Origin of the sequence: Gilliamella sp. ESL0250 (genome assembly GCF_013345045.1) — a bacterium.
Classification (GTDB): domain Bacteria; phylum Pseudomonadota; class Gammaproteobacteria; order Enterobacterales; family Orbaceae; genus Gilliamella; species Gilliamella apicola_H.
The window spans coordinates 26,299-49,979 of record NZ_JAAEDV010000014.1; the positions used below are offsets into that span (position 1 = coordinate 26,299).

Below are 23,681 nucleotides of genomic sequence, written 5' to 3' on the forward strand. Positions count from 1 at the left end.
ATAAGTCGAGAAATCCATGTCTAATTCTTATGATTCTTCTAGCATTAAAGTACTCAAAGGGCTTGATGCTGTCCGTAAACGTCCAGGTATGTATATTGGTGATACTGATGATGGAACAGGACTTCACCATATGGTTTTTGAAGTAGTCGATAATGCCATTGATGAAGCATTAGCAGGTTATTGTCACCATATCGAAGTGACGATTCACCCCGATAATTCTGTTTCTGTCCGTGACGATGGTCGCGGTATTCCAACTGGCATTCATGAGGAAGAAGGTATCTCAGCGGCTGAAGTTATTATGACCGTACTACATGCAGGTGGTAAATTTGATGACAATTCCTATAAAGTATCCGGTGGCTTACACGGTGTTGGTGTTTCAGTGGTAAATGCTTTATCGGATAAACTAGAATTAGTGATTTATCGTGATGGTAAAATTCACCAACAAATTTATCATTTAGGTGTACCACAAGCACCACTCAAAGTGATTGACGAAACTACTGAATCAGGTACCTATGTTCGCTTCTGGCCAAGTCCTGAAACTTTTACCAATATTGAGTTTGTTTATGAAATCTTAGCAAAACGACTACGTGAATTGTCTTTCTTAAACTCCGGCGTATCTATCAGATTACTTGATGAACGCACTGGCAAAAACGAACATTATCATTACGAAGGCGGTATCCAAGCTTTTGTTGAATATTTAAATAAAAATAAAAATCCTATTCATCCTAAAATATTTTATTTCAGCACAGAAAAAGACGATATTGGCGTCGAAGTGGCACTGCAGTGGAACGATGGCTACCAAGAAAATATCTATTGTTTTACTAACAACATCCCCCAACGAGACGGCGGTACACACTTAGCCGGTTTCCGTGGTGCAATGACGCGCACATTAAACAACTATATGGAAGCTGAAGGTTACAGCAAAAAAGCGAAAATTAGTGCCACTGGTGATGATGCGCGTGAAGGTCTCATCGCGGTTGTATCAGTTAAAGTCCCTGATCCTAAATTCTCATCACAAACCAAAGACAAATTAGTGTCATCAGAAGTTAAATCAGCGGTTGAATCCGTCATGGGTGAAAAATTAGCAGAATATCTTCTTGAAAACCCAAGTGATGCCAAGATCGTCGTCGGAAAAATCATTGACGCAGCAAGAGCTCGAGAAGCCGCTCGCAAAGCGCGAGAAATGACACGCCGTAAAGGCGCTTTAGACTTAGGTGGATTACCGGGTAAACTTGCCGATTGCCAAGAAAAAGACCCAGCGCTATCTGAACTCTACTTAGTGGAAGGGGACTCTGCGGGGGGCTCGGCCAAACAAGGACGCAACCGTAAAAATCAAGCAATTTTACCGCTAAAAGGTAAGATATTAAACGTCGAAAAAGCCCGTTTTGATAAAATGCTTTCATCGCAAGAAGTGGGAACGTTAATTACTGCGTTAGGTTGTGGTATTGGCCGTGATGAATATAATCCAGATAAAATGCGTTACCATAGCATTATTATCATGACCGATGCCGATGTCGATGGTTCACATATACGTACTCTATTACTAACGTTCTTTTATCGCCAAATGCCAGAAATCATAGAACGTGGCTATGTGTATATTGCACAGCCGCCTTTATATAAAGTCAAAAAAGGCAAGCAAGAACAATATATCAAAGATGATGAAGCAATGACGCAGTTTCAAATTGCTTTGGCCCTTGAAGATGCCTCATTACATGTCAATGACCATGCACCCGCCCTTGCAGGCGAAGCGTTAGAAAAACTAATTGCCGAATATCAAAAAGTCGAAAAACTGATTACCAAAATGGAGCGTCGTTACCCTAAAGCGCTACTTTCTGAATTGGTTTATCATGATGTATTAAACGAAAGTATTTTGCAAAATCAACAGCAGGCTGAAAATTGGGCAAAAACCATTGTTGAAAAACTATCGAATAAAGAGCAACATGGCAGCAGCTATCTTTATTCAGCTGAATATAATGAAAAAGCACAACTGTATGTGCCAATTATAAAAATAAGAACCCATGGCGTTGATACAAATTATCCATTAGATCAGGTCTTTATCCATAGCAATGAATACCGTAATATCTGCCACCTTGGTGCACAATTAAAAGATTTACTAGAAGATGGTGCATTTATTCAACGTGGTGAACGTAAACAACTCGTTAATTCTTTTGAAGAAGCAGTTGATTGGTTAATTAAAGAATCACGTCGCGGCCTAACTATTCAGCGTTATAAAGGTCTTGGCGAAATGAACCCAGAACAATTATGGGAAACAACCATGGATCCAACCAGTCGCCGTATGTTACAAGTCACCATCAAAGATGCCATTGAAGCAGATCAATTGTTTACAACCCTTATGGGCGATGAAGTTGAACCTCGACGATTATTCATTGAAGAAAATGCCCTTAAAGCAGCTAATTTAGATTTCTAAATATTACTGCTATAAAAAACAAACAGAAAAACCAGACGTATGTCTGGTTTTTTATTGAATAAAGGTATAACTAACTCTAAAAAAATGTAACTATAACCTAAATTAGGCTTTTGCTGGAAAAATTAAAATTCTTGTCAAAAATTTTCAGGTAACTATGTGTTTAAGTATAAAAATGGATTTTTAGGTTCTCTTTGATTGGATATTTTTTATATTAGAAAAGCGCTTCTGCTGTTTAGATACAAAAAAGCATGGCTTGCCAACTTTGTTGGCGTGTAGCCACTTAAATCAAAAAAGATTTCTTTGTTTTTTTAACTTAATTGGCTGTTAATTCGTACAAGAATTAACAGCTCAGAACTAAAAACTAAGGATAAACGCACACCCCGTAATAGTTACCGATAGGGTCAGCACGGTAAACCCGTCCATTGTACGAGTATACATGAAATAGACGATCCCCTATCACATCACTTGTCCAATAGCTAAGATTACTAAAGCCTGAACCACTATAATTAGCTAGGCGAGCCCACTCACTAAACAAACCACCACCTATTCGGCGATGGTAATTATTCCCCCTTGATGAAGGTATGGCACCAACTGCATTTTGACAACTACTGCTACCATCACAGCTCGCATTGGTGACGTCTTTGACTTGTATAATCCGATAGCCTATGCTTGAACACCAAGCTTCTTGGTTGGCGGCTTCTGCTGTTTTAACTCCACGGTTAACAAACCACTTCTGCAATTCAAATCCATATTTTACCGCTTCTTTACCACTACTATCGTATCCCTTTAGCTCGAATGTTTGCGGTAAGTTTGGTATTCCGGCCTGAAGCGGCCCAGGCAAATCAGCATTCTGTTCATCTTTGGTTGACGCAGGTCCCGTTAAAGTAACGCGCACAGTTGTCCCATTCGCATTGGGAGTCATGGTGACAGTGATACCGCCATGAGTAATCGATGGCCAAGTGAGAGCCCCTCTTCCCCCTATGTCTAAATCAAAATATAAACCATTTGCACCGGTAGTAGGAAAGTTACTATTGTATGATGATGGCGAGGTTGATTGGGGAATAAACCCTTTCCTTGTATCCCACATTTCAGTAGGACCGGCGTATCGACCTATACTTTCTTGCAATTCTGGCTTGGCATAGCAAACTTTAGCAGACGATTCTGGGGTGAAGTAGTAAGTTACAGCACTCACACCAAAAATAGCTTGATTTGGCACACCATACTGCGTCTTTAAACTGCCATTGGTATTACTTAATTCCATTTTATAAGGTGCATTGCAAATATCTAAAGTATCAACACGACGAACTGTTCGATTATTTTTATCATAGATCCGAACTCTTAACCGGCCTGTTGCTGTTATACCTCTTCTTCCCTGCCCATCACCATCATCATCACCCCAATAGTTATACGGAGCTCTAACCAGTGTGTTCAAACTTATTGAGTTCCTTGTTGTTGGTAACAACATGACAACATTAGCAAACGTATCGCTAGCATTAGGTAACACTATTGGGTTTGATAATGAAGAGGTATTGCTCATTGGTGAGATTATTGTAGCATCCGATAACTTGATACTTAACAAGCCATCGGTCTGATTAGCTTTGGTTATCCCCCCATCAAATGTAAAATAGGGAACGGAGCCTTCAATGACATGTGAAGTACTGGCTGATAACATTTCTGCATTTGCTGCACACGGTAACAGCAACAATGGCACTAATGTAAAAGGGATTTTAAATAACCATAAAGTTAAACCAGATATACACGATAAACGTTGCCGTGATAGCTCCGCTAATTGTAATTGCTGCTTCAGACTAACACTTAGCTGTTTACGAAAACTAATTAGCAAGAATGGGGGGCAATCTTGTGTGTGTGTATTAAATAAGTTTAGGGTAAAAATGATCCCGAAGCTTAATGTTTGACTCAAGTGGTATTTAGAAATGCTTAAAACATAATGCTGCCAGATCTGTTGGCTATAGTTATACTGCATAACATCCTGTATATCAATTGTTTTGTTTTTATTTGATTTTTCATAATTATTAGCTAATAAATTAAGCTAAATTAATCTTTTAATATAAAAAGTATAACGATTTAAAAAAATTTAACCACCCTTTTATTGAAAGATTAATAAGTAATGTCAAAAAGTTTAGGGTAGGTTGATTGAAATAGGAATCCCCTAGGTTCCATATGTTATCAGAACCTGCATAGCCAAGATTGTCATATCAATTATTACTTCCCTCATCAAATTGCAGAATCAGCTTTACGAATTTGATAACAGCCCATTTTGACGGTGGCAGTATTATAACCCACCTACTTATTGTTAGCGGGTAATGCCTATAAACGCCATAAATACAACAATAATAACAATCCCAACGCCAGAGAGACTTTTCGAGATAATTTCGAAGATATAAACGAGGTTCGTATAAAAACTCGTCCAATAGGGTTATTGGATAAATTTAAGATATAGGTTACTACAGTAAACTAAAATTTTGTTTTATTTTATCTATATTTGTTTGTTAAATCTGCTGATTTTTAAAATCGATGAAAGTATAACCGTTTTAAAAACGCTTGACTCCTTTTTTCGTGGATTTTGGTAATAATTATTTAAATGTGACTTCGATTAAGTTTTTCGAAAATAATTAACATATTGAAATATTTTAATTTTATTAAAAACGACAAAATAAAAAAATTAAATAAATGATCTCACTGAATGTTTTTTGATGCTTTAGAGGAAGTGGTTTTTAACTATAGTTTGAGCTAATTGGGTTTCGGAAGTTTTAACCTTTTGGTTGAATAAATAGCAACAGTAACAATGTCCAAACTATGAGAATTAGCAAATTCCCCTTAACAATCCCACGCTTAGCTACAGAATGTAGCCTACTTATATTTACTCGTATCATATTGATACTCGCCTCTTCGATGCCATCTTTGCTTTGCTAAAATGTTCAAATTTTTCCAGAAATTTTGTCCGCCAACACTCGGTTTTAACGCACTCACATGATTCGTTCCTGACAAAATATAACCATGCCAAACATCCTTTTTTGGCTAGGCTTTATTTTGTTTCGCATAAAATTCGCCAAATCGGACGTTGACTAGAATGTTATTTATTGACACACAGGCCTGTTAATTTTCAAACTTGAAACCGCTTTATTCATTTGTTTAATCATATCTTTAGGGCTTTGCGCAATGTATACTTTTCCGCCCGTTGCATTGGCGATACAGTCTATTTTGTGTTCGCCAGCGATATCAACAATATTAATTTTTAATCGTGGTTTTTGTGCAGCTATATAGTTAGCTAACGTACAAATATTCCTTTTTGTACAATTATCTTCGCCATCACTAATAATCAGAATATAGTCGTCACGTTTTACCCCATCTAGCATTTTACTGGCTTTTTCTAGACCATTATATAAAGGCGTTCCGCCCCCGCCTGCTGCGGTGGGTGTTAATTGTTTAATTTTATGCTTTAGTGATGCCCTATTAGAGTAATTATAAAATGGCGATACATTCGCTGCTGGGCAATTCGTCAGCGTTACCAGTGAAATACCTATGTTTGGTTGTATCTTATCAATGCTTGAAGTAGCCACACTCTTACTACTTGATAAACGAGTTGGTAAGCGAGTCATACGCTTTTCGTATTTAATTCTTTCTTGCTCTGACATATTACGACCATAACCATACGTCAAATATTGAAAGTATTGCTCAACCGCTGATGGCGATTCATTTAACGTTACTGTCATCGATAATGAATTATCAAACACTATTGCCATTTTAGATGGGTTAGGATCTTTATTCATATCTTCTTTAGTAATACAGTTAGGTGGATTTTTTACCTTTGGCGCTAGCGGTGACTCAGGTACCGGTTCTGGTTTAGGCTCAGATGTTGCAATTGGCGTAGGTTCTTCTGGCACGGGATCTTTTGGTTCAGTAACAGCCTCAGGTGTCGGTTTGGGTTTCTTCACTATAACAGCCGGTGCAATGATAGCCATAGGATCGGGGACAACTGTTTTTTGTTTACCAAATGGGCAAAATAAATACCACAGAATACCAAGTAAACCAACAAGCAATAAGGCTAAGATTAAAAAATGCCACCAACGCCAAAATGGCTTTGGTGGAATAACAGGGGCTGCTGCAGGTAAAACCGGTTCTTCAAAGGTATTGACAATAACCGGTTCATCATTAATCACATAAATTTGATTGCCTAAACTTTTAATTCTTGGAAGCCATGCTGAAACTAAACTTCGCTCTTCATCACTTAATGGCATTAGTTTAATAGCATTTTCAATATCATTAATACGTGTTTGTAACGTTTTGGTTATCTTATTTTTATGCGATTTGTGGGCAATACTATCAAGTAAAAGCGGTTGTCCTTCAAGATTAGTATACCAGCCTAGATATTGATTGTTATCAATTAACCTTGGTGATGCTAAAATCGAAAAAGTGCGATCGGTTAAATGTGATTTTAATAATAATAGTAAAGAATGATATTGTTCTAATAGAGAAATCTTCTCTGGGTTATTATAATCAAAGGCTATCCGTGTTATTCGTTGCATTATTGATTTAATTCCTTACAGTTGACTATTATTCTTATACTAAAATTGCAATAAACTTGAATCGTTTTTTACCAATCGATATATCAAAAACGAGATATTGATTATCTAATATTATTTGAAAATAATTATTCGCATATCGGTTTACTTATATTCATATTCGAAACAGCATTATTCATTTGTTCAACTATCTGTGTTGGGCTTTGAGCAATATAAACTTTACCCCCAGTTTTATTCGCAACACAGTCAATCTTATGTTGTCCAGCAATATCGACAATATTGATTTTGAGACGAGGTTGCTCATTGGCGATTTTGCTGGCTAAAGCACAAATATTCGCTTTGGTACAATTATCTTCGCCATCACTAATCACTAAGATGTAATCATCATGATTTACACCATCAAGCATTTTACTAGCTTGTTTTATACCACTGTATAAAGGCGTTGCACTGTTATTTTCTAATGGATTTAACCGACTAATTTTAGTTTTTAACTTACCTCTATTTTCATAATGATAGAACGAGGTCGTTTGTGCAGCAGGGCAAGCAGAAAGGGTGACTAACGCAATATTAACATCAGGTTGTATTTTATCAATAGTCGACAATGCAACCTTTTTACTACTTGATAGACGATTAGGCAAACGTGTCATGCGTTTTTCGTATGCATCAGCTTCTTGTTCGGTCATTGAATACCAATCAGCACGCAAGTATTGATTAATGGACGCTTGAGATTCCATCAAAGTCAATGTCATCGAGGCTGAATTGTCAAATATCATAACCATTTTAGGCTTGTCAGTATTATTAGCAATCTCTTCACGAGTAATACAATTTTTAGGTGCTGGCTCTGGTATCGGTTCAGGCTCCGATTTTACAACAGGTTGTTCCTCTTTGGGTAGCTCAACAACTGGATCTGGTTTCTTTTCTGCAACAGGCTGAGTAATGGCGGGCTCAACCTCAGCAATCGCAGGCTTTTCTTTTGCATATGGGCAAAAGAAATACCAAAGAATGCCGAGTAAACCAAGGAGTAATAAGGCTAAAAGTAAAAAATGCCACCAACGCCAAAATGATTTTGGCGGAATAACTGGGGCAGGTGCTGGTAAAATAGGATCTTCAAAGGTATTAACAATAACTGGTTCATCATTAATCACATAAATATGATTACCTAAACTTTTAATTCTAGGTAACCATGATGAAATAAATGCCTGCTGCTCAGCCGTTAATGACATTAACTTAACCACAGCTTCGATATCGTTAATACGATTTTGTAACGTGTTTTCTATCTTAGCTTTATGTGATTGATCACTAATTTCACTCAATAAGATAGGCTGACCTTCTAAAGGGGTGTACCAACCAATATATTGATTATCATCAATCAATCTTGCTATTGCAAAAATCGAAAAAGTGCGCTCAGTTAAATACGGTTTTAGCAATGCTAGCAAAGAATTATATTGATCAAATAAAGACATCTTTTCGGGATGATGATGATCACAAATAATTCTTGTTATACGCTGCATTGCTAATTTATTTCCTTTTATTTAACTTCTGCTTTTATTGTCTACACATTAATTAAGCAAGAAATATATTTATATGTTTAATGCTTTTTGCAATTGTTGAAGTTTTTTATTTAACTTATCTAACTCAACTTGTTTTTCAAGTTCAGAACTATTTGAATTGTTCACTTTATTTAGTTGCTGTTCAATATCTTTCACTTGAGCCTGTAGATCGTCACGTCCTTTGGCTTTTTGTTTTACTTCATTGGTTAGTTTAGTTAAATCCGTTTTCAACTTTTGCTGCTGTGCCTGTTTTTGTTTAATGCTTAACGAAGTAGCTTTTTTTTGCTTCTCGATAGCGGCATAAATCTCTTTAAACTGCTGATTAGCTCTTACTTCATCTTCTAGAATTTGTTTTTTGTGATCAATTCGAGCCTGATAATTCCCTGAATAATTACAGCTGATTTTATCCATAATTCCAATGTTGGTATTAGTTGGATCGCACTGTTCAGGCGTAGTTGAACAACCGGCTAAAAAAATAAATGGACTGAGTAATAAAAGATATCTTTTTTTCATAATTAGCTAACCTTAACTGCTGAACGTTGTTTAGTAACAAGATTAATTTGATTTTCAAGTACTGCAATTTGTTTATGCAATTGACTGATTTGTTGATCCAGTCTTGATACTCTAACACCTGATTGTCGTTCTTCAGATGATATTGAAACCCAATCATTTTCAACTTTTTTCATGCGTTTTAATTTATCTCTTAAATAGGCAATATTTGCATCAATTTGAGTCAAATCATTTTGTGCTTGTTTTTTATTGACCGTGTCATTTTTTATTTGATTATTTAATACTTTAAGTGTTGCTAAATTCTTATCTAATACCGCTTTAGCTGTTTCGGTCACCGCTTGTACTTCGTAGGTGTTCTTTTGCACGTCTTGAATATAAACATCTAGACGCATCTCGTCATCAGCATATTCAGCTCGCTTACTATCAAGATAATAGTTAGCGCCCATCAATACACCACAACCTACCGCCGCAGAGGCAAGACATACCCCTGTTTTACCGCCAGCTAACATACAGCCAATACCACCTAAACCAGCACCAATAGCACAAGACTGCCACGCTGATTTACTAAAAAATTTGGCCGTATTACTTTTGGTTAATGCAGGATCGACATTTCTAGAACTCACACGCCCTGTACCTTGACACCCTGTTAAAATAAGCGATATACATAAAGTCAGTGTTACTATAATTTTATTCATCATTTTTTTCCTTTTATCTCATTACACGTTTGTAGCCAAGCTGTTCGCTCGATCTTCCCCGATTCAATATATTGATTAATATGTTTGAAATAGAGTTTTAAATAATCGCTCATATTCGCTTTACCGCTATTTTCTAGAATAAATTGTGTTGATTTGACTTGATCATTAATCGTATTTTTCTCGTAATTTGATGCCGTATTAACAATCGTATCAGCATAATATTTCAATATAAAGTCCCGTGCATTTTTAGACTCATCAACAACCTGCTTTAAATTATCTAGCTTCACTTTTGAGCACATATTGTCATCGGCCACAGTATCGGTTTCTTTTAGATCACAAACTTCATTGATCATTGTTTTGTATAAATTATCATTATACTCAAACTTGCCGTTCAAATCTGAAACATTAGCACACAAAAATGCACCTAATTGTAATGCTGATTGAATAGAACGATCTCGTTGCTCATCGCGCGCTTGATTGGCGCTACGTAAAAGAGCATTGAGTTGATTTAATTCTTTTTTTGTTTTTTCATCGTCAACTTGTTTAGTAATTTTTTCAAGCTCGCTGACAACATTACCATTTTTTGCGCTGTCCGTTTCACTACCTAATTGACTCCATTCTTTGTCTAGCTCTTTGATTTTGTCGTTCGAATTCATCACTTCAGTTGTATAAACTAAGCGAAATCCAACATCTTTACTTTTATAGGCACTTTTATCATCATAGAAAGGCTTTTCAATACGAAAAGCACTAGTAGTTGAAGATTCGGGCGTTAAATAGCTCCCCCCACGGACAATCATTCCCCCTTGTTGGCCATGGTAGCGATCAAGTTTATTCATTCTAAACGAATCAAACATCATTTCGCTCGCATTACCTAAAATATCATACAGATCTAGCGGATTAGGATCTAACCTACCAATAAGTTGCAATTTACCATTAGCAGACTTGGCACCAGAAAACCATGCATAATTTTCAAGATTTTTGCTCATAGGGAACCGTGATTCACGAAATTCTGATTCTGTCACTTTTGAACCACCACGCGCGGCATATTCCCATTCCGTATTATTGGGTAAACGGACATAGCCATTAGGTAAATTAATTGATTTTATTTTTGACTGGTTTTCAATTAACCAACGATTATATTTATCTGTAAAAGCAATAGCATCAAACCAGCTAATATCCGTGATAGGAAAGGAAAGATTCACTTTAGGAGTTGGGCAAGTATCATTCATGACGGATTGATATTGCAATGTGGTAATCTCATATTTACCTATCAAATAATAGCGCTCTTTACCTGAGTCAGAAAAGCTACCAGCAATATAATTGGGCGTGGCATACTCGGCAAAACCGAGCTCTTTTTGATTGCTTCCTAAAATGACTTTGACATCATCTAGCGGTTTATTGGTAGGGGTAAATACCTTTTTCATCACTAAACTACCGTCACATGGCATCGGTAAAATTACATCATCTTTTGCAGGCTTGGGATTATAAAATTTACTGTCCCAAGGTTCAGCAAAGCTTAATGCCGGTAGTAAGCTAATTGTAGCCAATCCCCAACAAGCTAATCGGGTATAATTATGCTTCACGTAAGCTTTCTGCTGGTTGAATTTGAATAGCACGTCGCCCTCCTATAACCACAATGCCCGTTGAAATAAATAAAGTCATTAAAAATGCAATAACAAGATGATAAAATTGTAATTGACTCACAACGGATTGTGAAAGCAAATTTTTACCTAAAACTAAATTAAAAGCACAATTTCCTACTGCAAACAGCCCACAAGAGATTATAAAAGCGAAACAGCTCAAAATCATTGCTTGGTTAATTAAATAAAGCATAATGCCTTTCGAGCGAAATCCAAGTAATCGCATAAAAGCAATATCTTTACGTTTACGTTCAATATTCGATAAAAATGAACCAGTAAACGATAAAACACACCCCAATACTGCCGTAATGGCAATAACGCTAAAAATAAAATTAAGCACTCGATCAATCGCTTGCATGTTTTCAATTGCATTAGCCTCGGTACGTGTTTCAATATGTTTTTCTCGTAATTTGTATGCTAATGGTGCGACATTATCCAACGAGTCCGCATAAATACGGGCTCGCGCAAACGAAGTATGATTAGGTGGATTTAATTGTCCAGTAGAAGTCACAAAAACATCACTTTGATATCCATCATAATAGTTTTCCATATCAATCAGTAAATCTAAAGAGACAAAAGCCGCTGCACGGCTATAACGATTTTCGGGAATAATGCCAACTACCTCTAATTCAGTCATTCCTTTTTCAAGTTTTCCATCAAGCTGCCTTGTGATCACCATTTTCACACGACTTCCCATCATGACTTTCATTTTTTCGGCTGATAATGAACTTAATAAAATTTGCTTTTTATTATTCGGTAATGGCAAATTTTTTGTTATTGGATCATCTATAGCCGTGGGAATAATTTCGGCATTATTGACGAAATGGCTAGTATCTTTCATTAAATCAGCTTGCGTATTTAATGAACGTGTGAGTGGAATCACAAAAGCTGTTTCAGGTTGCTGTTTTATCCACTTAAACATTTCATCTTTAAGTTGCAAATTCCCCACAATTTTTACTTCTAAATTTTGAGGATCACTGAGTAATTGTTCTCGAAGCTGCGAAACAACCCCGTACTTTAAACTAAATAACAATAACAAGGGAGTAATCACTGATATTACTGAGGCAATAATACAAAATGATACTTTTTTGTCATACCATAAGTCCGCTAACGATAAACGAGTAACAAGTAACCATTTTGATATTGCTTTAGTCATTTTTTACGCCTTATCTTGTAACGGTGAAAATTCTGATGATTGTGCCGAGGTTAACTTAGCTGATAAAGTCAATAATCCTTTGTCAGCTATGCGTTGCCAGTCATGTGTGACAATCATGGCAGCAATGTTATCTTGCTGAGCTTGTTCAATAATTAAATCAAACAATAAATTCGCATTATAGGGATCCAATGCCGAAGTCGGCTCATCGGCAAGTAACAACGCTGGTTTATGAATAATCGAACGAATAAAAGAAGCTCGTTGCCTTTCACCAATTGATAACTGTTTAGGATATTTATTGAGCAAATGAACGATATTGAGTTTTTGCACTAGATAATCAAACCGGCTATTATCCACTTTTTTTTGTAATAACTTCAACGATAATAAAATGTTGTCACGAATCGTCAAAAATGGCAGTAATCCACCTGTTTGCAGCATAAATCCTAAATGTTGAGCGCGAATATCAGCAAGTTCTTCAATTTTATCTTGCTTGATTAGCTTTGCGATATCAATATCATAATTATCAACAATTAAGTTATAACCATCAATTTGGTCTGGTTTTAAAATCATTCCTACCATTTCAAGTAAAGTACTTTTACCCGAGCCACTATCACCTTGAATAACAACAACTTCCCCCGCTTGGACAGTAAGCGTCGGCAGGCAAACGCTAAAAAAAGACTTACCTGTTGAGCGTGAAATCGATAATCGATTAATATTTAACATGTTACGGCAACATTTCTAATGGTATAGGATAAACATTTTCGCGAGGATCACTACCGTCAGCTAATGAAATCCAACGATCGACATCCGCATTACATTTTTGATAATAGCGAATCTTACTGTTTAAATTACGGATAAATTTTTCTTGTTCAAGCCCACTCATACTTTTCCATGTATCTTGATCAAGTCCAGTGACATCGCTTTTATAAGGGATATTATCTAAATATTCACCCAGCAAACCTAAGTCAGCAATTTTTGTGACGGAATCAGATTTTAATTTACTTGGATCTTGCCCCATTGCAGCCGCAACAGAACGAAGTTGAGAGAACATATCATCGGCAGAAATCAATCCATCATTAGCCGCATTAGCAATTTTGCTAACCACATCGCTCAAATCACTTAGTTGCGATTTTGTTAATAATATACGTGGCTCTGCTGTTGGAATAGTCGGTTTGACAAAATCTTTATCGGCAATCCATGCTTTAAAAACTGACGGAGCTTGAGTGCCTTTAACATCTCCCAAATAAGCCAGTTGCATTGCCTTGCTTAGTAGCAATGCATCTTTTAACATGTCTGAATTATCATCTTTTGCATTGATGGCATTACCAACAGAAGCTTCACCTTTATAAGCAAGTTTAACTTGCTCAGACAATGCTTTTGCTAGCAAATCAACTTTTTGACCAAACTCATTCACATCACCTGCATTCACTGGGTAATAAAGTGATTTATGAATAAAATCGTTATACGTTAAGTCCGAATATTGTTCTGCCGCAATTTGATGATCTTTTGCACCACTTGGCGTTTTTAAATGTAATGCATAAATTGCAACACCTTTATGCTGAGCTTCAAGTCTTAATTGCGCTGCATCCATGCCAGTACTAGAGAGCTTATCATCACCAGGAATCGCACTTGCATCAGTTATCAAAATCATATAACGCGCCCCAAAGCTATTCCAATTAATATCATTTAATGCTTGAGCAACACCCGCATAAGAATCTTCAGCAAAATACGAGGTAGAAACAGAAGCTTGTTTAAGCGAAGAGCTCAATTGTTTAAAGTCATCTTTATCTTTAACTTTATTGGGATCGGCAAAAATTTTGCTCACAAATTCAAGCTTATCGGAAGCCTTTAAACTTGACCTAAATGAAACCAATCCAAACTTAACTTGATTTTGTAAATTTTCTTTTTCAATATGTTGATAAACTCGCGCTACTGCCTCCTTAGTTCTTGAAATATAAGGATCCATAGAAATAGTCGAGTCAATAACAAACACTATGGCGGCTTTAAAAGGGGCTACTTGGTTAGCACTATCATCAGTCGTTGTTGATTTTGTGTTATTTTTTATCAATGATTCTTGTTTACTGACTGAGGCAACTTCTAACACTCGCTCATAAAACCCTTGCCCATTCATCACTTCTTCACCTTGTAAAATAGGTAATAAATAGAAGTTACTTTTAAAATCAACGAACTCTTTAGGTTCTTGAGCCACCACTTCTAAAGCGGGTTTATTTGCTTTTAATGCGTCACGAATAGGTTTTAATAAAGCTTCAGGCTTGTCTGCATCAATAATCGCCGTTAATGTGGCTTTATCTTTAAAAAAGAGCAAAGGATCACGATCAACTGGATTTGTAAAAACCAATGTCATTTGCATATTCCAAGCAATCGCACATGAATTATTAATCCAACCAATGGTTTTTCCATAAGAATCAGGACCAACACTAAGCCACTCTTGATTATTGTCATTTTTGCGTTCATAAACATAATAACGGGAAAATGCAGGCAAGGATTTGCCTGTAGCATCGGTAATATTGTTTTTTAATTCACACGTTGGGGTACTTAATACTCGTTGGTATAGGGTTGTTTTTCCAGCCTGTTTAAGTGGCTCTGTTGCAAACCCTATCAAAGGCAGGCATGTTAGACCTAGTGTGACAATGAGTTTCGAGATAGCTAGCTTATTCATTCTTGATCCTCACTATTTTTGTAATTCAGTTAAACGATCTTTAACGAACGTATTATTTGCATCGTTAGTCAACGACGTTTCATACCAATAAATAGCCGTTTCTTTATCTGCTTTAAAGCAATTATTTGCTTCATAATATTTTTCGTCATACTCTTTTGCATATAACATCGCAATTTTAGGATTAGTTTGAGCCTGATTTGCATATAACCGCTGAGCAATATTACATTTTTCATTTTTTTTAGCCTCAGTAATGATCTGAATAATGGCATCTGTCTCTGGCTTGGTCTGTAAACATTGTTGAATAAAGGTTAAATCATCAGTAGAGGCGTTGTTCAAATTACATTGACCACTAATTTGCACTGCTGGAGTTGGCGGTGTTGGTTGTGATTGATTTTTGTAAAATAAAAAATACCATGCAGCCATACCAAGTCCAATTAGCACCATACAACCGATAATAATAGTCATAATTAACCCTAGGCGACTTCTCGATTTAACTGGCTCTTCTGGTATGATTTCTGGTTCGATGGATTCGGCAAACGTTTCATTTTCAGCGCCAAGGCTAGATTCTTCAATTAATGGTGTTTGATCTTCAATAATAGAATCACTAACAGGATCCGGCTGCGCTATAGTTTGTTCGTCATTGGGTAGTGCAGCTTGCAAGTTTAATGCTGTTGATGCAAGAACCGAATCAGCAATACTCACAACCCCCCCATCAACATAATTCTCATTTTGCTTATCACGAATTTGTATAAGAAATCGAATCTGGCTTTCTTGTGATAATAAAGAGTCAATCAACCATTCACCAATTTGTCCGGTTAATTGTTCATTATCAACAGACATATTTTCAACGGCGTGCCAATTTTTTTCAGGGCTCCATTGATTTAGACCTAATAAATAATAACCATCTTGATTTCGTTGTATAAGCATATCAATTTCAGAACTACCACTCCATTTTTGAGCTAAAAACTTCGCAATACCGGGTTTATAACCATCTAATTCTATTCTTAATGCCATGATATCCTCTATTTTTATACTCGAATATGTGAGTATTGTTTATCTGAGCTATTAATTGGAAAAGCTCTTTTCGCTCAAAAAGACTTTCCTACTATACTTTGTTATTTATTCAATATGTTGTTATTTAATTTTAATTAATCCGCGATTGCTTAAAAAAAGCAAGAATTTCACCCAATCGGCTATTTTGTTCTTGGCTAATTTCGCGTCCTGCATGATGCCCTACATTTTCTTGCGCAAGCATAGCAAACGCAATAAACCAATCAAATATTGCATACTGAGAATAATTTTTAGTGTTATCGTCCAGTTTTGGTAATAAATGCGATGATTGCACATTAAATTCGCTTAGTGGTGAAGAAAATATTGGTTTCCCCTGATTAACTTTGCTCATTGGTATATCACTTGCTTGCCCTTGAATAAAACCAAGCCAAGCAATAAAGTCTGCCAGTAAAGTATGAATAGTACTGACTTGTCTAGACTCTAGATCATCACGTTTACTACCTGTGTTTTCATTATTCAAAATGCGTTCGCTTAAACTTGCTTCAAGTTTCATTCGATTCGCAGCAGTAATCAATTCTTCTACCATAAAAGAGAGCGATTTTTGATTGATACCGAAAAACTGCAAGATATGCTTATCTAGCACAATATTTCTTAAATGCTCTAACCATGCCGAGAAAACCGTTTTTGCAAACTTAGATTCATTCGATAATATAGCGACTTGTTTGGTGGTTGGTGATGAACTCACATCAGAAAATAGTTCAAAATCAGCAGTTAAACCAAAATCATTAGATAAGTTATCTAACACATTATCATTACCTGCTTGCTGCGTTTCATTTTCTACAGTATTGGAATGATAAAGCGCTCTAATGGTTTGATCTGGCAATTCAAACGCTTTAAGTAGCTCACCTAATAATAGTGCTTTGCTCTGTAACTCTTTAACAACATCAGCAATGATTTGTTTTTTCTTGGCTAGTTCTTCATCATTGTCCGCTTGATACCAAGTATCAAAACGCATATTAATAATATATTCAATTTTTTCATTAAGCTGTTCAACAATTCGTTGCTGTTTGACTTCAGTAATAGCAACTTGTTCTAAGTATTGGCTAATTCGCCCTATACCACCATCATTAAGTTTTAACATGGCATCCCATGCTTCTTCTGGCTGGAACACATACTGTTTGATATCACTATTTTGCACAAATGTATTTCTTAATACATTCATTTTATCTTGATAATTTTCATTATAAGATTGCTCTTGGCAAGTGTTCGGCTCGACATTTAAAAACGGTACATCAAATCCTGGTTTGCGGACAAGAAAGACATTATTAAATTTATGTTCGTTAGACCAGTTACTTAACCAATCGTAACTACCAAAGCGTTCTAAAATAGTTTGCTGAAGTAACCCACCTTTACCCCAGCTATTTTTAAGATTGTCTTCTGATAGAGTTAATGAGGTGCCAATACGTTTATCAAACATGGTGATTGCCCATAATAACCCCGCTTTTTTCGTTGCTCTTTTTTCAGCTGTTTCACCTTGGGTTTTATCGATCCAACGCTCAAGTACTGGACCAACATCATTAACATCAGATTGTTTATCTGACGGCGTGCAAACAACTAGCACGTTCATTTCTTGGCTATCAGTATATTTTTCAAAAAGATAAGCAACTTTACCCCGTAATAAAAGCTGAGCAATAGGGTTGCCTTCTTTCACATCTGAAATCGATATCAAATTTAAACGCCCTCGATATCCAGGAAAATCAAGTAAATCCACATTTTCAAAAGTTGGCACTCTGGTTTTATTGACTAATGGGAAAATTAATTCGGCGGTTAAAAAAGCCAATTGCGCTAAAGATATTGATGTTGGTTCACTATTTAACGGCGTTATAGTAATCGATGAATCTTTGTCGGTATTTAATCGCTCAAGAATATCGACATTCATAATACTGTCAATTTGCGACTTGGTGCCATTATTATCTTTCACTAATACTGAAAGCGGCGCATACACAGTTTCAGCATGGTGTAAACTTGATAATGTGGTGGCTAATTGAGTGTAAATTATCGTCAGTTCAGTAATTCCCCCCCATAAGACAGAAAACAGCTCGCCACGCTCTACTACTGATAAATAAGGAATAAGGTACGTTACTTTTTCCCAATATCCGCCTTTTAATTCTTCAAGTGAGTTACCAAAGTTTTCAGATAAATAATCGTAAAGATCAACAATATCATCCTCGCTAACACCACCGACATAATTAGTTTGTTTCTGATTTTCCAAGCGTTGGATTGTCTGATTTAACGGTGCAAACTCGATTTTATTAGATACTTTTTGCTGATCAAAATCTTTAAAATAAGCATTTATCAAGATTTTGACAATTTCGATCTCTTTAAACAATTTTAACTCTAACGGATAGTTAGGTATGCCACCTTTGGCAATGCGGCTAAAGCGAGTAACAAGCCCCGTCGCCTCTTTGCCACTACCCACGGGATTAACATGGTCAATAAAATCTAACACTTCATTATCGACAACCGTTTCAAGCTTACCATTTTCACCAGCTGCAAGTGCTGAAATTAAATAAGATTTACCTGCCTGTGATAATCCAAAAAAACCAACTGCAACAGATTTCTTTGATACATCTCCCAATCGTTTTGCGCTGTTACGTAACCGCCGCAAATCCAAAATTAAGTTATCCGCTTCGCTATTTAAACGTTTAGATGAATGGCGTGTTTGATTCACCCACTCAATGGCCTTTGCAGATGCTTGATAGACCTGATCCCAAGATTTAGGCAGTTGTTCGTTTAAGTTTTTCATCGTTTTATCATTCCACTATCAAGCCAATATTGCGTACTTATTAACCCCGAGTTAACCATGGTGTTTAAACTTAGTTTAATATCCTGATTTTTATTACAGGCTCGACCATCTGAGGCTTTTACCTCTTTAATATAAAAATTTTCGACCATTTTTTGTTTATTTTTTATGCCTAAAGTTACTTCTAGCACGACGCCTTCAGCGCTTAATCGCTTAGCCACTTCACTGCTTTCAATCGTTAAAATATAGATAGGCGATGCTGGCCAACGGTCAACTTCAAGTTGCCTAAAACCAAGTCTTGTGGTGCCTCGTATTTCAAATGAGAGATTAGGAAAATCATAATCAGGATTATCCAGATCAATATCTTGGTAATAGACATTTTCTTTTTTAATCATATTAAGATTATCTAAAAGTCCAATGTACTTAACGGTTGAATATAAATCTATATTAGAGGATCTAAAATAGAAATTAGGTAATCGTAAATTCTTGCTTAAAAAGCACAGCATCGCCCCCACGGCTGCCGTTGTTTTAGGATCATCAATTCGTTCTTGTTTATGGAAAGGATACCAACCACCAGTATAATAACCATGCAAAGGCAAAATTCGACCTGCAGGCATGGATAAGCGTGATCGGAAATAACTTTGAATCCCCGGTAAACGCGAAGGACGACCAGTTAACAAAAGAACATCACACTGATAACAACTAATAATCTCTGATAACGCATCAAACGTTTTACAAATATTGTAATAATCGCCCCGAATAAACAAATAATGAATACGTTTAAGGTTAATCTCAATACTTAAGTCAAGTACTGAAAAATCAGGATTATTTAATGCGCGCTTAATCGGTTCATTAATAAAATTAAGCACGTTATCGGTCATCATATTGTGTTGTAATAATTCACCGAAAGTAGAACAATAGACATGTTGCTCTGCGTGTAATGGGTCATAAAGTTCATATGCTTTTAATATTTGTAACCCAACTGGTATAAATAGCTGTAAGGTAAGTTGCTGGCGCAATACCGCATCTTGAATTGATAGTTGCTGAGAACCAATCGTTATGGACAAAATAGGATTAGGATCAGTAATTCCAGCTTGTTTCAAACCATTTGTTAAAGCTGTTATAACGGTATCTTGGATAATATCAAGTAAAATATCATCACCCGCCACTTTGAATCCATCACGAAAACGCTGTGTTGGCACAATATAGGCATTACTGCTATTGGCTTGCCCGCTAACGCCGTAGTCTAATTGATAATCGTTAATCACTAAATCGGTTGTACCACCACCAATATCAACCGTTGCAATAGTTAACTTTTGCTTATTGGTTTTATCCGGACGGATCATTGATGCAATAAACTCTTCGCATCGCCCATTATAATTATTTTGTGTTTCGTTAAAAAGATACACAACTTGGCCACAAGTCGCTTCATCCCATTGGATATAAACTTCAGGAATATTTGGCCAAACGCTTTTTAATTGCTCAGGATTATTGAAATCAATATTGTCATCTGAACTATCCCAACCAAGGCTTTTCCAAACCAAACCGATGGCTTGATATACGCAACTTTTAAATATTGCTTGTTCGGGTTTTGGCATGGCTGGCGGAATCGTTAAAATGATTGAACGTAAATTACGTGGTGTTTTCGCATGCTCTAGTTTATTACGCTGAGCGACACTATTCATTTGCATTAATGCATGCATTAATACTTCACATAACATAAACGTCATCAAGGAGCTACGAGAGTATTTTGGGTGGAAAACCGGCATTTTGCGATCATACTCGTCTTGAATATCATTGCTAAGAATATGCAACGCTTCACCATATTCATTAATTAAACTAGAAAAAGGTTCTGCTGTTGCAAATGGTTCATGATCACTTTTTACATAATGAGAGTTAAAACGCCATCCTTGTTCATATTTATCTTGATCCCACAAATAACGTTTTGGGCTTGAAAGTCCCGTTGCGCCTTCATTGCCTTCACGCCGGCTGGCAAGTCGGCTTGCTTCTTGACCAACACGGACAATACTTGGCCAACGAAAAGTATCGCGTCGTCCACTTTGCAAAGAAAAATGTTCCTTGCCAAAAAAAGTTTGGGCAAATTCTACTCGGCTTTCAAACGGTTCGTTATAGATATGCTCAGGTTGTGTTAAATCACGGATTTCAAGCTCATAACGATGATTTAAACTATCTTTATCTTGAGCATGATCTTCAATTAGAATCCCACAAGTGCGTGAATTACCCACATCTAAAATCATATCTACAGGAATTGATTTCACCACATCATCTTTATTGTTTGACACAATTTTAATTGTCGGTAATTGCAATGAATCGGCAAGTAAATGGATGATATTTAGGTAGTGTCCATAATAAGATTTGCTTTTAATTTCTTGATTAAGATCATCTTTATGGATCTTTAACCGCTCAGATTGTGGCGCCAGCTCTTGAAAGAGATCAATTAACCAACTGGTTATCCATTTAAGCTCTAAATACCATGAAACATGATCTGAACGATGCGCTAAACTAAAAACTGCGCCAGTCATCACATCATTTTCGGTTGGAGCAAGGTAAGCCACATCTTGTAAGTTAGCGAATACTTTTGTATCAAAAGCAAACGTAATTCGATGTGTATTGCCATCAGGATCTTCACCTTCAGGAATACTAACAATTCGAACTCGGCTCCAATTATGCGGCCCTTGATCAAAGCGTTCTGGCGGTATTGAACGCAAAACAGGCACAGGTAACCAAATACCATCATATAATTTTAACGACTGATCAACACTAATTTCTTGTGTTGGTTTGACAGCAAATGTTGGATTATCAGGTGTGAAAAATTGACCACTTTCCACATCTTCAATCAACCTGATAAGTGCACCACTTTCTGATGGGTCAATAAAAGCCCCATTAACTTTACTGCGCCATCGATTATCTTTCCAATCGATTTTAAGTGCAAAATCAAGAAACTGAATGCCACTATTCATAATCAGTGTCACTTCTTGACCATAATTGCGTAATTCTGGAAGCATATACAACCTTTATTGTTTTTTCATCGTTATTGGGAATGAAGTCCCATTATTATAAATTCCTTGGCAATTGGCTTTATTATCTTTGCCTGGTGTGCATTGAATTTTGGGTAATTGATATTTGGTGTTATCACTACAAACAGCCTCTGTATTACCTGCTATACCTAAATTAGCATTTTTAATATCAGTGCCAACATTACCCGTACATTTCACACCGTCACTACGCGTTATAGTAACTTCGCCATTACCATCTTTAAAGTTATAACTTAATTGCAATGGTTTACCTGTGGCTTTGTCTTGAATGCCACCATTGACAGACCATTGTCCATCTAAGAATTTTGTGGTTCCTTGCTTGATTGCATCTGCTGGTAAAGCTAAATTATTTGTTTGATCAACTCCAGCGTTAGGATCTGCTTTATTATCTTTATCTAATGGCGAAGAAGTTTGGTCAGCGCTATCTTTGTCTTGTCTATTTTGAACATCTGTATTATCTTTTTTATCGGGATCGATAGGTGTTGATTTTTCATCTTTATCATCTGTTTTACCTATATCAGGCGGAGTCACTTGATCATTTTTATTATCTTGCGCATCTGGATTTGAAGTATTATTCCCCTCATTTGCATTATCTGGTGCTACAGAATGATCAACCGAATCATTTGCTACATCGGCATTAGTCGGGGTATTGGTTGTATTGTCTAAAATGGTACCATTTGGTATAGCATTACCCGTGACACCTAACCGATTATCAACAACCACACCTCTTGGTTCAGTTTTTAATTCTGGTTCTGTCGCTTTTTTATCCTGCTTGTCATCCTTTTCAGGTTGACTAATATTGTTATTATCTAAAGATACATTCGGATTAATCGATATCTCAGGTTTTAACCAACAACCGCGTAGCAAAAACAAGGCTAATAAAAGCAACAATAACGGTAATAATCCCAGCAACCATATCCACCAACGCTTCCACCATGGTTTATTATCAATAGGCGTGGCAGAAGTAACGGCAGCTGCTTGTGCAACTTTTGCTACCGATTCTAAACTATAGAATGGAGAATTGCCTTGAGAGGTGTGCGGATACACAAATCCCCAGAAAGTAATCACCGGTTTACCGTTAACAATATAAACAAATTGATTACTTGGAAAACGTATTGCCATCAAATTAGGTTCGGCACTATCAACATTATTTTTGGGATCATAAATAAGACGGCTAAAAAGCAGTTGATCACCTTCTAAATTAGGATTACTGGCTAGTTGTTTGCCAAAATTCATCACTTTATGTTCAAATTCTTTCAGTAAAGCCAGCGCTGACTGTTGCTCAGATTCACTAGCTGAAGTCCAAGGAACAATATCATATTGCCCATCAGGCTGATTTGAATCAAAAGGAATATACCAATCGATAATATTGCCGTGATCATTGCGTTGTGGAATAGCTAAATAATCAGCATATTGTTTACCTAATTTAACTCTAAACATTTCACGGATTTGAGCTGCAACTAAATAAGCGGCTTTACCATCATGCCCTAGCATTTTAAAGTCTTTGATATCACCGCTTCGAAGTAATGTATTTGCCATATGTTCCTTTCTATTTCTTTCTATTATTTTATTTCTCAGCATTTGTACGCAACAAAAATAAGTTTAACAGAA

At 36.4% G+C, this 23,681-nt stretch carries 14 protein-coding genes; 1 reads left to right on the forward strand and 13 read right to left on the reverse strand.

Features of this window, described 5'->3' with window-relative positions; translation table 11 throughout:
- Positions 1–16 precede the first annotated feature (16 nt).
- Positions 17–2,428, forward strand: coding sequence for a DNA topoisomerase (ATP-hydrolyzing) subunit B (gyrB, locus tag GYY69_RS10745; RefSeq protein WP_174797670.1), 2,412 nt, complete (start codon positions 17–19; stop codon positions 2,426–2,428).
- 361 nt (positions 2,429–2,789) lie between these two features.
- Here gyrB and GYY69_RS10750 read toward each other — a convergent pair whose 3' ends face one another.
- The 13 genes from GYY69_RS10750 to GYY69_RS10810 form a co-directional block, all read right to left on the reverse strand.
- Positions 2,790–4,412, reverse strand: a complete 1,623-nt coding sequence (locus tag GYY69_RS10750) for a hypothetical protein (RefSeq protein ID WP_174797671.1) — start codon at positions 4,410–4,412, stop codon at positions 2,790–2,792.
- Between the two features lie 1,114 nt (positions 4,413–5,526).
- Positions 5,527–6,975, reverse strand: coding sequence for a VWA domain-containing protein (locus tag GYY69_RS10755; RefSeq protein WP_174797672.1), 1,449 nt, complete (start codon positions 6,973–6,975; stop codon positions 5,527–5,529).
- A gap of 125 nt (positions 6,976–7,100) precedes the next feature.
- Positions 7,101–8,483, reverse strand: a complete 1,383-nt coding sequence (locus GYY69_RS10760; protein ID WP_174797673.1) for a VWA domain-containing protein — start codon at positions 8,481–8,483, stop codon at positions 7,101–7,103.
- Between the two features lie 69 nt (positions 8,484–8,552).
- A complete protein-coding gene (locus tag GYY69_RS10765; protein ID WP_174797674.1) occupies positions 8,553–9,035 on the reverse strand; it encodes a hypothetical protein in 483 nt (160 codons plus the stop codon).
- A gap of 2 nt (positions 9,036–9,037) precedes the next feature.
- A complete protein-coding gene (locus GYY69_RS10770; protein ID WP_174797675.1) occupies positions 9,038–9,727 on the reverse strand; it encodes a hypothetical protein in 690 nt (229 codons plus the stop codon).
- Entirely contained in the window at positions 9,727–11,310 is a 1,584-nt protein-coding gene (locus GYY69_RS10775) for an SUMF1/EgtB/PvdO family nonheme iron enzyme (RefSeq protein ID WP_202985004.1), read from the reverse strand. The genes GYY69_RS10770 and GYY69_RS10775 overlap by 1 nt, the downstream gene beginning before the upstream one ends.
- Positions 11,300–12,523, reverse strand: a complete 1,224-nt coding sequence (locus tag GYY69_RS10780; protein WP_174797676.1) for an ABC transporter permease — start codon at positions 12,521–12,523, stop codon at positions 11,300–11,302. Before GYY69_RS10780 ends, GYY69_RS10775 begins: the two co-directional genes overlap by 11 nt.
- Positions 12,524–12,526: 3 nt before the next feature.
- Positions 12,527–13,243: an ABC transporter ATP-binding protein gene (locus tag GYY69_RS10785; protein WP_174797677.1), complete on the reverse strand. Its 717-nt coding sequence runs from the start codon at positions 13,241–13,243 to the stop codon at positions 12,527–12,529.
- A 1-nt stretch (position 13,244) separates the two neighbouring features.
- A complete protein-coding gene (locus GYY69_RS10790; RefSeq protein ID WP_174797678.1) occupies positions 13,245–15,200 on the reverse strand; it encodes a vWA domain-containing protein in 1,956 nt (651 codons plus the stop codon).
- Positions 15,201–15,212: 12 nt separating this feature from the next.
- On the reverse strand, positions 15,213–16,214 hold the full coding sequence (locus GYY69_RS10795; protein ID WP_174797679.1) for a hypothetical protein: 1,002 nt from the start codon (positions 16,212–16,214) through the stop codon (positions 15,213–15,215).
- 130 nt (positions 16,215–16,344) lie between these two features.
- On the reverse strand, positions 16,345–19,017 hold the full coding sequence (locus GYY69_RS10800) for a putative virulence factor (protein WP_174797680.1): 2,673 nt from the start codon (positions 19,015–19,017) through the stop codon (positions 16,345–16,347).
- Positions 19,014–22,040: a virulence factor SrfB gene (locus GYY69_RS10805; RefSeq protein WP_174797681.1), complete on the reverse strand. Its 3,027-nt coding sequence runs from the start codon at positions 22,038–22,040 to the stop codon at positions 19,014–19,016. Before GYY69_RS10805 ends, GYY69_RS10800 begins: the two co-directional genes overlap by 4 nt.
- Positions 22,041–22,049: 9 nt before the next feature.
- Positions 22,050–23,609: an SrfA family protein gene (locus GYY69_RS10810; RefSeq protein ID WP_174797682.1), complete on the reverse strand. Its 1,560-nt coding sequence runs from the start codon at positions 23,607–23,609 to the stop codon at positions 22,050–22,052.
- Positions 23,610–23,681: the final 72 nt, after the last annotated feature.

Coding starts and splice junctions, on each gene's coding strand:
- GYY69_RS10755 (WP_174797672.1), bottom strand. CDS start 6,975: ATGCAACGAATAACACGGATAGCCTTTGATTATAATAACCCAGAGAAG.
- GYY69_RS10800 (WP_174797680.1), bottom strand. CDS start 19,017: ATGAAAAACTTAAACGAACAACTGCCTAAATCTTGGGATCAGGTCTAT.
- GYY69_RS10785 (WP_174797677.1), bottom strand. CDS start 13,243: ATGTTAAATATTAATCGATTATCGATTTCACGCTCAACAGGTAAGTCT.
- GYY69_RS10760 (WP_174797673.1), bottom strand. CDS start 8,483: ATGCAGCGTATAACAAGAATTATTTGTGATCATCATCATCCCGAAAAG.
- GYY69_RS10780 (WP_174797676.1), bottom strand. CDS start 12,523: ATGACTAAAGCAATATCAAAATGGTTACTTGTTACTCGTTTATCGTTA.
- GYY69_RS10770 (WP_174797675.1), bottom strand. CDS start 9,727: ATGAATAAAATTATAGTAACACTGACTTTATGTATATCGCTTATTTTA.
- GYY69_RS10805 (WP_174797681.1), bottom strand. CDS start 22,040: ATGCTTCCAGAATTACGCAATTATGGTCAAGAAGTGACACTGATTATG.
- GYY69_RS10750 (WP_174797671.1), bottom strand. CDS start 4,412: ATGCAGTATAACTATAGCCAACAGATCTGGCAGCATTATGTTTTAAGC.
- gyrB (WP_174797670.1), top strand. CDS start 17: ATGTCTAATTCTTATGATTCTTCTAGCATTAAAGTACTCAAAGGGCTT.
- GYY69_RS10765 (WP_174797674.1), bottom strand. CDS start 9,035: ATGAAAAAAAGATATCTTTTATTACTCAGTCCATTTATTTTTTTAGCC.
- GYY69_RS10795 (WP_174797679.1), bottom strand. CDS start 16,214: ATGGCATTAAGAATAGAATTAGATGGTTATAAACCCGGTATTGCGAAG.
- GYY69_RS10790 (WP_174797678.1), bottom strand. CDS start 15,200: ATGAATAAGCTAGCTATCTCGAAACTCATTGTCACACTAGGTCTAACA.
- GYY69_RS10810 (WP_174797682.1), bottom strand. CDS start 23,609: ATGGCAAATACATTACTTCGAAGCGGTGATATCAAAGACTTTAAAATG.